Annotated in this window: 7 protein-coding genes; 5 read left to right on the forward strand and 2 right to left on the reverse strand. The window is 71.3% G+C overall.

The genetic code is table 11. The annotated features are described in order from the left end of the window. The first annotated feature begins 452 nt into the window (after positions 1–452). The 4 genes from RCO28_RS15125 to RCO28_RS15140 all read left to right on the forward strand — a co-directional run bounded on the left by RCO28_RS15125 (position 453) and on the right by RCO28_RS15140 (position 6,748). Positions 453–680, forward strand: coding sequence for a type A2 lantipeptide (locus tag RCO28_RS15125; protein WP_308941633.1), 228 nt, complete (start codon positions 453–455; stop codon positions 678–680). Between the two features lie 128 nt (positions 681–808). Then, positions 809–1,612, forward strand: a complete 804-nt coding sequence (locus RCO28_RS15130; protein ID WP_308941634.1) for an HlyD family efflux transporter periplasmic adaptor subunit — start codon at positions 809–811, stop codon at positions 1,610–1,612. Beyond that, positions 1,609–3,894, forward strand: a complete 2,286-nt coding sequence (locus tag RCO28_RS15135) for an NHLP family bacteriocin export ABC transporter peptidase/permease/ATPase subunit (protein ID WP_308941635.1) — start codon at positions 1,609–1,611, stop codon at positions 3,892–3,894. Before RCO28_RS15130 ends, RCO28_RS15135 begins: the two co-directional genes overlap by 4 nt. 1 nt (position 3,895) lies before the next feature. Beyond that, positions 3,896–6,748: an NHLP bacteriocin export ABC transporter permease/ATPase subunit gene (locus RCO28_RS15140; protein ID WP_308941636.1), complete on the forward strand. Its 2,853-nt coding sequence runs from the start codon at positions 3,896–3,898 to the stop codon at positions 6,746–6,748. A 71-nt stretch (positions 6,749–6,819) separates the two neighbouring features. On the opposite strand, the gene RCO28_RS15145 is transcribed toward RCO28_RS15140, so the two are convergent. After that, on the reverse strand, positions 6,820–8,451 hold the full coding sequence (locus RCO28_RS15145; protein ID WP_308941637.1) for a serine hydrolase: 1,632 nt from the start codon (positions 8,449–8,451) through the stop codon (positions 6,820–6,822). 130 nt (positions 8,452–8,581) lie between these two features. On the opposite strand from RCO28_RS15145, the gene RCO28_RS15150 reads away from it, so the two are divergent. Next, a complete protein-coding gene (locus tag RCO28_RS15150; protein WP_308941638.1) occupies positions 8,582–9,454 on the forward strand; it encodes a hypothetical protein in 873 nt (290 codons plus the stop codon). Positions 9,455–9,520: 66 nt separating this feature from the next. Here RCO28_RS15150 and xdhC read toward each other — a convergent pair whose 3' ends face one another. Beyond that, complete coding sequence (xdhC, locus tag RCO28_RS15155; RefSeq protein ID WP_308941929.1) at positions 9,521–10,330, reverse strand: xanthine dehydrogenase accessory protein XdhC; 810 nt, start codon at positions 10,328–10,330, stop codon at positions 9,521–9,523. Position 10,331: the final 1 nt, after the last annotated feature.

Consider the following 10,331-nt stretch of genomic DNA (forward strand, 5'->3'; position numbering starts at 1 on the left):
TCACGCCCGTGCCGGGCAGGTCAGGACCGGGCATGAACTGACTGCCTATTAGCCCCTGTGTCCGCTTCGGAACCGATTCAGCACGCCTTCAGTAAACCTGCACATCGAATGTGCACCAAGGTCACGCTATTCAGCCCGTGGTCGCCCCCGAATTTCCGTGCATGGGCCACACGCAGTGGCCTTCAGCTGGCAGGTGTCCGATTTGTTGGGCGGAGTCGTGCAGCGCCCCTCATTTCCCCCTGTGAATGTTGTGAAGGAGCTGCCGCCACGCGGTGAACCCGCCTGCACGCAGCGGTGATTCGATGCGGTGCCCGTGATCGACGGCCGCTCCGGCGATTGGATGCACCTGCCGTCAACGTGCTTTGATCCTCGCCACCGCGGAATTCACATCCCTGGTTCCGCGGGCCCCTGGAAACACCTTTGCACCACTCATGAGAAGGGCAGCTTTCACCATGAACAACACCCCCCAGGTCCAGACCGCCGAGCTCGCCGACGCCGACCTCGACAACGTCGCCGCCGGCCTCTCGGCCGCCGCCGTCGGCACCGTCGTGAACACCGTCGACTCGGTCGCCCCGGTCTCCGCCACCCTCGGCACCGTCGTGGGCACCGTCGAGGGCACCACCGGCCTGAACACGGCCCCCCTCCAGGGCCTGGCCACCAGCACGGTCGCCGGTCTCTGAGTCTCGAACTCATTGAGGCACCCTTGATCCGTGAGCCCCGGAACATCCAGTTCCGGGGCTTACGGTCGCCACAGGCACAGCCACAGCCAGAGGCACAGGCACAGGCACAGTAAGGAAAGAAGCGTTCCGTGCAGTTCCGCCAACAGGCCCTGTCCAAGCTGCAGTCGCCCGAGGAACTCGACGTACCGGTGCGCTACGCCCGCCCGCAGGGCCTGCTCGTCCTCGCCGTCACCCTCGTCGTCATGGCCGCCGCGAGCGTCTGGGCCGTCACCGGCTCGGTCACCTCGACACTCCGGGCACCCGGAATCCTCACGTACGGACAGGGCAGTTACGTCCTGCAGAGCCCCGTCACCGGTCAGGTGACCCGCGTCCTCGCCGAGGAGGGCGACCGCCTCGCCGCGGGCGACCCCGTGCTCAACGTCCGTACGCAGCAGGGCGACAAGGTCGTGCGCGCGATCGCCGCCGGCCGCGTCAGCGCGCTCGTCGCCCGGATCGGCACCGTCGTCACGACCGGCGCCGACGTCGCGACCCTGGAACGCGTGGCCAGGACCGGCGACCCGCTCGTCGCCATGCTCTACGTACCCGCCGACAGCGCGGCCACCGTCCCCGTCGGCGCCGCCGTCGACCTCACCGTCCAGTCCGTGCCCACCGAGGAGTACGGGACGCTGCGCGGTCGCGTGAAGGCCATCGGGCGCGCCACGCAGAGCCGACAGCGCATCACCGGCTTCCTCGGCGACAAGGAACTCGCCGGGCAGTTCACGCGGAGCGGGCCGCCCGTGGCCGTCCTCGTACAGCTGGAGAAGTCGGGCACCAAGTCCGGCCTCGCCTGGTCGGCCGCCGGCGGACCGCCGTTCGCGCTCGACTCCATGACCCCGGCCAACGGCGCCCTCCACCTCGCCGAGCAGCGCCCGATCGATTGGCTGCTTCCGTGACCGCACCGCACCCCTCCCCGGCTCACCAGCAGCAACTGCCGCCCCCCGGCGGCCGGCGCAGGCACCGCCCGGAGCCCCAGCGGCGCGGCGGGCGCCGTGCGGCACCGCGCCCGGCGTCGAAGGGCAGGCGGCCGAAGTCGGTCCGTACGCCCACGATCCTGCAGATGGAGGCCGTGGAGTGCGGCGCCGCCGCCCTCGCGATGGTCCTCGCCCACCACGGGCGGCACGTCCCGCTGGAGGAGCTGCGCATCGCGTGCGGCGTCTCGCGCGACGGCTCGCGCGCCAGCAACGTCCTGAAGGCGGCCCGCAGTTACGGCCTCACGGCCAAGGGCATGCAGATGGAGCCCGCCGCGCTCGCCGAGGTCAAGGCGCCCGCGATCCTGTTCTGGGAGTTCAACCACTACGTCGTGTACGACGGCATGGGGCGCCGCTTCGGCCGCCGGGGCGTGTACATCAACGACCCGGACAAGGGCCGCCGGTTCATACCCGAGGAGGACTTCGACACCAGCTTCACCGGTGTCGTCCTGGTCCTCGAACCGGGCGAGGACTTCCGTCCGGGCGGGCGCAGGCCCGGCGTCATGAAGGCCATGCCGGCCCGCCTCCGCGGCACCACGGGCACGATGGTCGCCGCGCTCCTGGCCAGCCTGCTGCTGGTGGCGGTCGGCGCGGCGCTGCCCGCGCTCAGCCGGACGTACATCGACCTGTTCCTGATCGAGCATCAGACCTCGTTGCTCGGCGCCCTGTTCGCGTCGATGGGCGCGATGGTGGCGCTCACCGTGGTCCTGACCTGGCTGCAGCAGGCCAACCTGCTGCGCGGCCGGATCATCTCCTCCACGCTCGGCAGCGCCCGGTTCCTGCGCCATCTGCTCCGCCTGCCCGTCACGTTCTACGCCCAGCGCAGCCCCGCCGACCTCGTGCAGCGCCTGGCGTCCAACGACGCGGTCGCCGAGACCCTGGCCCGCGACCTGACGGCCACCGCGGTCGACGGCATCGTCGTCCTGCTCTACGCGGCCCTGCTGTGGACGTACGATCCGCAGCTCACCCTCGTCGGCCTCGGCATCGCCCTCCTGAACGTCGTCGCGATGCGGATCGTCATCCGGCTGCGCGCCACCGGCACCCAGAAGCTCCGGGCCGACAGCGCCAAGCTCACCAACACCTCGTACACCGGTCTGCAGTTGATCGAGACGATGAAGGCCACCGGCGGCGAGGACGGCTACTTCCGGCGCTGGGCCGGGCAGCACGCCACCACCCTGGAGGAGCAGCAGAAGCTCGGTGTGCCCAGCGCGTGGCTCGGCATCGTCGCGCCGGCGCTCGCGACCCTGAACAGCGCGCTGATCCTGTGGATCGGCGGTCTGCGCGCGGTCGAGGGGCATCTGTCGATCGGCCTGCTCGTCGCGTTCCAGGCGCTCGTGACCCGCTTCACCGCGCCGATCACCCGCCTCAACGGCGTCGCGGGCCGCATCCAGGACTTCGCCGCCGACGTGGCCCGCCTCAAGGACGTGGAGAACTTCCCCGTCGACTCGCTCTACTCACGCCCCGAACCGGCCGCCAGCACACGGCGGTTGAAGGGGCACGTCACCCTCGACGACATCACCTTCGGCTACAGCCCCCTCGACAAGCCGCTCCTGAGCGGCTTCTCGCTGACGGTGGGGCCGGGCCAGCAGGTCGCCCTGGTCGGCGGCTCGGGCAGCGGCAAGTCAACGGTCTCCCGCCTGATCTCGGGGCTCTACAGCCCGTGGGAGGGCACGATCCGCATCGACGGGCAGCGCCTGGAGGACATCCCGCGCGGGGCGCTCTCCGCCTCCGTGTCCTTCGTCGACCAGGACGTCTTCCTCTTCGAGGGCACGGTCCGCGACAACGTCGCGCTGTGGGACCCGTCGATCCCCGACGACGACGTGGTCGCCGCGCTCAAGGACGCCTGCCTGTACGAGATCGTGGCCCGCAGGCCCGGCGGCATCCAGGGGCGGGTCGAGCAGGACGGGCGGAACTTCTCCGGCGGGCAGCGGCAGCGCCTGGAGATCGCGCGGGCCCTGGTGCGCCGCCCGAGCATCCTCGTCCTCGACGAGGTGACCAGCGCCCTGGACGCCGAGACCGAGCAGACCGTCATCGACAACCTGCGCCGCCGCGGCTGCGCCTGCGTCGTCATCGCCCACCGGCTGAGCACGGTGCGCGACAGCGACGAGATCGTCGTGCTCGACCACGGCCAGATCGTGGAGCGCGGCCGACACGAGGACCTCGTCGCCGCGGGCGGGGCCTACGCCGACCTGGTCAAGGAGCACTGAGGTGACCTCCGTACCGGAACAGCACGCGTACGACGATTCCGTGGCCGCCGCGTTCGGCGCGCTCGGCACACCGGTCGACTGCACGGGCCTGCGCAGCGTGCACCTGGAGGGCCCGCAGGTGCTGTGGCTCGTGGTGTCGGGCGCCCTCGACCTGTTCGCCGTCGACGCGGTGCAGCAGGGCCACTGGCACTACCTCGGCCGTCTCGAACCGGGCACGCTGCTCCTCGGCCCGGTCGAGGGCCCGCAGCACACCCTGGTCGGCCGGCCCCTGGCGGGCTGCGAGCTCCGCCGGATCCCGCTGCGCGAGCTGTACCGCGCGGACTACGGCGACACCTGGACGTACGAGCAGCAGTTCCCCAGTCACTACGACACCCAGGACCAGGCGCTGAGCCTCCTGGAGCACGCCTTCGCGCTCGGCATCGGACGCGGCCACCGGGTCCTTTTCGAGGCACCGCTCGACGGCCGCAACATCGGGGACGACGTCGTCGCCGACGACGAGATCCTCTGGATGCCGGTCGTGCCGGGCAGCGTGCAGTACGGCGCGGCCTACAGCGGCGAAGCCGCCGGTGACCTGCTCGTCGACCCGGCGATGTGGCAGCGGATGGTCAACCAGCAGTGGCGGCTGCTCTCCGCGCTCGACCGCTGGATCGAACGTCTGGAGCGGGCCCACGAGGACCGTACGGCGGCCGGGATCAAGGCGGGCGAGAACGTCCGCGAGCAGGCCGACCGCACGCTGATCGCCTCCATCGGCCGCTCGGGCAGGCGGGGTTCGTCCCGTCGTACGGAGTCGGCGGGCGGCCGGGACGCGACGTACGCGGCCTGTCGTCTGGTCGCCGAGGCGGCGGGCATCACGCTGGCCGACACGGTGGAGGGCGGCGCCGTCAGCGACCGGATCGACCCGGTGGAGCAGATCGCGGTGGCCTCCCGGATCCGTACGCGTGCCGTGCGGCTCGCCGGCCCCTGGTGGCGGGAGAACGCGGGCCCGCTGGTGGGGCAGCGCGTGAGCGGTACTCCGGTCGCCCTGCTGTGGCGGCGCGGCGGCTACGAGTCGGTGCACCCGACGTCGGGGCGGCGGACCCGGGTCGACAAGTCCAACGCGGACGAGTTCGAGCCGCGGGCCGTGATGTTCTACCGGCCGTTGCCGGACCGGCCGTTGACGCCGTGGCGGCTCGGCCTGTTCAGTCTGCGCGGCAGTGGCGTCGACGTACGCAACCTCGCGCTCGCCTCCCTGGTGACGGTCGTGGTCGGCGCGCTCGTGCCGATCGCCACGGGGCAGGTGCTCGGTGTCTTCGTGCCGAACGCCGAGACGAGCCTGATCGTCCAGGTGTCCGTGGCCGTCATGATCACCAGCATCGTCTCCGCGGCGTTCATGCTGTTGCAGAACCTCACCGTCCTCCGGATGGAGGGCCGGATGGAGAGCGCGCTCCAACCGGCCGTCTGGGACCGGCTGCTGAGGCTGCCCACACGCTTCTTCGCGGCCCGCTCCACAGGCGAGCTGGCGAGTGCGGCGATGGGCGTGAGCGCGATCCGGCGGGTTCTGTCGGGCATCGGCCCGGTCTCCCTGCAGGCGTCCTCGATCGGCGCGATGAACGTCGTACTGCTGATGCTCTACAGCGTCCCGCTCGCCCTGGCCGCGATGGGGATGCTCGTCGTCATCGCGGCCGTGTTCCTGGCCCTCGGCCTGTGGGAACTGCGCTGGCAGCGGCGTCTGGTGGAGCTCGCCAACAAGCTGAACAACCAGGCGTTCCAGACCCTGCGCGGTCTGCCCAAGCTGCGCGTCGCCGGTGCGGAGAGCTTCGCGTACGCGGCCTGGGCCGGGGAGTTCGCGCGCAGCCGGGAGCTCCAGCAGCGGGCCGGCCGCATCAAGAACGTCACGACGGTCCTCAACTCCGTCTATCTGCCGCTCTGCACGCTCATCATGTTCGTGCTGCTCGCGGGACCGGCCAGGGGCAGCCTGACCGCGGCTGAGTTCCTCACGTTCAGCACGGCCGTGACGATGCTCCTGACGGCCGTCACGCAGCTCACCGGAGCACTGCTCTCGGCGGCCGCGGTGCTGCCGATGTTCGAGCAGATCAAGCCCGTCCTCGACGAGGCCCCCGAGGTGCGCGCCGGGAGCACCCAGCCGGGCGAGCTGCAGGGCGAGATCGAGGCGCGCGGCGTCTCCTTCCGCTACTCCGACGACGGTCCGCTGGTCCTGGACGACGTGTCGCTCTCGATCAGGCCGGGCGAGTTCGTGGCCGTGGTCGGCCCGAGCGGCTGCGGCAAGTCGACGCTGCTGCGCCTGCTGATCGGCTTCGACGAGCCGGTCGCGGGGAGCGTGCTCTACGACGGCCAGGACCTCGCGGCCCTCGACCAGTCGGCGGTGCGCCGCCAGTGCGGTGTGGTCCTGCAGAACGCCCAGCCGCTGACCGGTTCGATCCTGGACTGCATCTGCGGAGCCGAGTCGTTCACGCAGGAGGAGGCCTGGGAGGCGGCGGCGATGGCGGGCCTCGCCGAGGACATCAAGCGGATGCCGATGGGGCTGCACACGATGATCTCCGGCGGCGGTGCGATCTCCGGCGGGCAGCGCCAGCGTCTGATGATCGCCCAGGCCCTGATCCGCCGCCCCCGCGTCCTCTTCTTCGACGAGGCGACGAGCGCGCTGGACAACGAGGCGCAGCGCACGGTCATGGACAGCACCCGCACCCTGAACGCCACCCGCATCGTGATCGCCCACCGCCTCTCCACGGTGCTCGGCGCCGACCGCGTCATCGTCATGTCAGAGGGCCGCGTCGTCCAACAGGGCCCGCCGGCCCAGCTGTTGGCGGACACGGGCGGGCGGCTGCATGAGCTGGTGCGGCGACAGATGCAGTAGCCCGGAGGGGCTAAATCCAGCCCCTCCGGCGTTTGAGGAGCGGGGGGTCCGAGGGCTGGCCCCCGTGACGGTCACTGTCTCGTGAACGTGCCCAGCTTGTTCGCGTCCAGGTTCTCGACCCGGACCTTCTCGGCGCGCCCTGCGGAGTCCACGCTGAACGTCACCCCGGACAAGCCCACCGCGTTCTCCCCCGTAGTGCTGTAACTGAAGGTGTCGCCCTCGTAGTGCGTGAGCCGGAACCTCTGCTTCTTCGGGCCCAGTTGCATGACGAGCTCGTCGCCCTCCGCGCTCACGGTCATCGGCCCGTAGTAGTCGTTCGCGTACGTACCCGTATACGCGTCGTCCTCCTTGGCCGGGGCCGCGTCCTTCGGGGGCTTGGCGTAGTCCGTCTCGGAGCGGTCGCCTTCCGCGGCCTGCTGCAGGAGCGGGCCGATGAACGCCAGCCAGTCGACGGTGGGCCCGCCCGTCTGCGCGGTGTCGAGGAACGTGCTGGCGATCGCCTCGGGCACACCCACGGGCTGGCCGTTGGTGAGGACGACGATGCCGAGGTTCTCCGACGGCAGCATGGTGACGTTGGTGGCCGCGCCGAGCGCGAAGGCGCCGGAGTGGCCGAGCTTGAGCCTGCCCTGGTCGTCGTAGCTGACGTTCCAGCCGAGGCCGTAGAACCCGGTCCTGCCCGCCGGGGCGTGCGGCGGCTCGGAGACGATGTGCGGCAGATGCGTCTCGGCGAGGGCCTCGCCGTCGACGACCTGCTTGCCCTCGAACTTGCCGTCGCCGAGCTGCAGTCGCAGCCACTTCGCCATGTCCCGCACAGTGGAGCTGGCGCCGCCGGCCGGGCTCTGCGCCTCGGCGTCCCGTACGTACGCGGCCTTCCAGGTGTCGCCCTGCTTCACGTGTGTGACGGCCTTGTTCTCGGCCTTCTCGTAGTCGGCGAAGGAGGAGCTGGAGGAGTCCATGCCGAGCGGCCCGTACAGCTTGTCCTCGGACAGCTTCTCCCAGCTGGTGTCCGCCGCCCGCGCGGCGGCGACCGCGGCCTCGGTCAGCCCGAAGTTGGTGTACGCGTAGCTCGCGCGGAACGGGGCCAGCGGCTCGTACCGCAGATGCTCCAGGATGTACGAGCGGTCGTAGCCGAGGTCCTCCAGGAGGTCACCGGCGTGGTCGGGCAGCCCGCTGCGGTGCGAGAACAGGTCGGCGAGCGTGACGTGGTCGGAGACCCAGGGGTCCTTGAGGGCGAAGCCGGGGCTGTACTTGACGACCGGGTCGTCCCAGCCGACGGTCTTCTCCCCCACCTCCGCGGCGACCACGGTCGAGGCGACCGGCTTGGAGACCGAGGCGAGCTGGAACACGGTGTCGGCCCCGACCTTCCCCTCCGCACCGGCCTTCCGCTCCCCGAAGCCCTTCAGGTAGAGCACCTCGTCGTCATGGACCACAGCGACGGCCACGCCCGGCACACCGGTCTTGCGCATGGCGTCCTGGACGACGTCGTCGAGCTGGTCCACGGCCGCGTCGACCTTGTCCCGGGTGAGGCTCGGGGGCGGCTGGGCGGGCGGGGCGGAGGACAACTCCGAGGTCGGCGTGGGCGCCGCACGGAGGGCCGCGGTGTTGTCGGGGCCCGAGCAGCCCGCGGCGGCGAGGGCCGCGACAAGGCCCAGCGCGGCGGCGGAGCGGAGACGCGGGGCGGGCGCTTGGTCGAGGCGAGCCATGTCTCCCAGTGAAGGTCCTGCCCCGGTGGCTGTCCCCCTGGCGAGCCGTTCGAGTGAGGGTGGGGCGGGGGGCGGCGCGGCCGACGCCGTCCGTACGCTGTGGCCTCGTAGTCGAGTTCGGGGGAAGCGCATGTCACGCAAGGTTCTCGCGGGGGTCGCCGCGGCACTCGTGGCGGTGGGCGGTGTCACCGGGTGTGAGACGGGGGCCGACGCGTCCCGGGTCGTGAAGGACACCGACGACGAGGCGGTCGTCGAGCTGGGTGACGGGCACCGGGTCTCCCTGCGGTACCGGCCGGGCACGGGGCTTGTCGAGCGGCACCGGAGTGCGGCGGACGCGCCCTGGTCCGCGTCGCGGACGCTGTACGCGACGGAGACCGAGCCGTGTCAGGGCATCGACCTGGAGGTGCGCCTCGGCACCGTCGCCGTACGCGCGAACTTCGCGGACTACTGCCGCGACGGTGAGCCGCCCGCGGAGACCGTCGCGGCCGTCGGCACCGGGGAGTTCGGTGCCTGGGACACCCACGTCTCCAAGGACTGGGACGGCTGGGACCGGGTCCGGGTCGCGGGCGACGGGCGGTCGGCGACGTTCTCGACGAAGACCTGGAACAGCGGTACGACCCTTGACTGGCATGCAGGGCAGGGCTTCGGCGAGCAGCGGACCGTCTACAAGCAGCTCGGCGAGCGCTTCCTCGGCACCTGGCGCGCCAAGGACGGCAGCCATCGGCTGACGTTCCGGCAGGCCGCGCCGAACCGTCCCGCGTCGCTGACGGTCGAGACGCTGAAGGGCACGGACTGCCAGGTCCGGATGGACGTGGTGAACATCTGGGAGGACACGATCGAGCCCTCCCACGCCGAGCTCCTGCGAGGCAGGAAGACCACCCACTGCCCGGCCCCGCAGTTCGAGTCCAAGTACGTGCTGCGGGCGCCCGGCGGGGAGATGGTCCTCAGGAAGCTGGACGAGGCGAAGGCCCTGGCCACTTACACGAAGGCGGATCGAAGGTGACCGGGGCTGCCACCGCCCGTGCCCGCGCAGGCGTCGCGCCAACGCCCGTCGGCCGCATGGGCGGTGTCAGCCCTCCTCCGCCTCGAACGTGCGCAGCAGATCCGCCGCCACGCTCACGGCGATCGTCGACGGGTCCTTGCCGGTGATGTCGGGCAGGCCGATCGGCGTCTTGATCCGGTCGATCGTGGCGTCGTCGTGACCGCCCTCGGTGGACAGGCGCTTGCGGAAACGCGCCCACTTCGCCGCCGAACCGATCAGGCCGACGGAGCCGAGGTGCGTGGACCGCAGGGCGGCGTCGCACAGGGCGGCATCCTCCGCGTGGTCGTGGGTCATGATCAGGACGTGCGTGCCCTGCGGCAGGTCCTCCAGGACCTCCTCGGGCAGCAGCGGCGTGTGATGCACATGCAGCTGCGCCACCGCGTCCCCGAGGACGCCGAGCCGCTCATCGGTGAGCATGGCGGCGCGGCTGTCGATCAGATGCAGATCGAGGTCCTGGCGTACGAGGATGCGCGCCAGCTCCAGGCCGACGTGCCCGACGCCGAAGACGGCCACCGCCCGCACCACGGGCAGCGGTTCGAGCAGCACCTGCACCGTGCCGCCGCAGCACTGCACGCCGTGCTGGTTGGTCACCTTGTCGTTCAGGGCGAAGTCGATCAACTCGGGCTCCGACTTGGCCGCTTCGATCAGCTCCCGGGCGCGGTCGATCGCGACGGCCTCGATGTTGCCGCCGCCGATCGAGCCCCAGGCCCCGGTCCGTCCGACGACGAGCTTCGCTCCGGCCTCGCGCGGGGCGTGGCCGCGCACGGTCGCGACGGTCACGAGCACGCCGGACTCCCGGCGTGCCCGCAACCGCGCGACCGCGGCGACCCAGGCCATG

The organism is Streptomyces sp. LHD-70, from assembly GCF_031157275.1.
Lineage (GTDB): Bacteria > Actinomycetota > Actinomycetes > Streptomycetales > Streptomycetaceae > Streptomyces.

Bases quoted from the DNA above. Each gene is read 5' to 3' on its own strand.
- RCO28_RS15125 (WP_308941633.1), top strand. From the start codon at position 453: ATGAACAACACCCCCCAGGTCCAGACCGCCGAGCTCGCCGACGCCGAC.
- RCO28_RS15145 (WP_308941637.1), bottom strand. From the start codon at position 8,451: ATGGCTCGCCTCGACCAAGCGCCCGCCCCGCGTCTCCGCTCCGCCGCC.
- RCO28_RS15150 (WP_308941638.1), top strand. From the start codon at position 8,582: ATGTCACGCAAGGTTCTCGCGGGGGTCGCCGCGGCACTCGTGGCGGTG.
- xdhC (WP_308941929.1), bottom strand. From the start codon at position 10,330: ATGGCCTGGGTCGCCGCGGTCGCGCGGTTGCGGGCACGCCGGGAGTCC.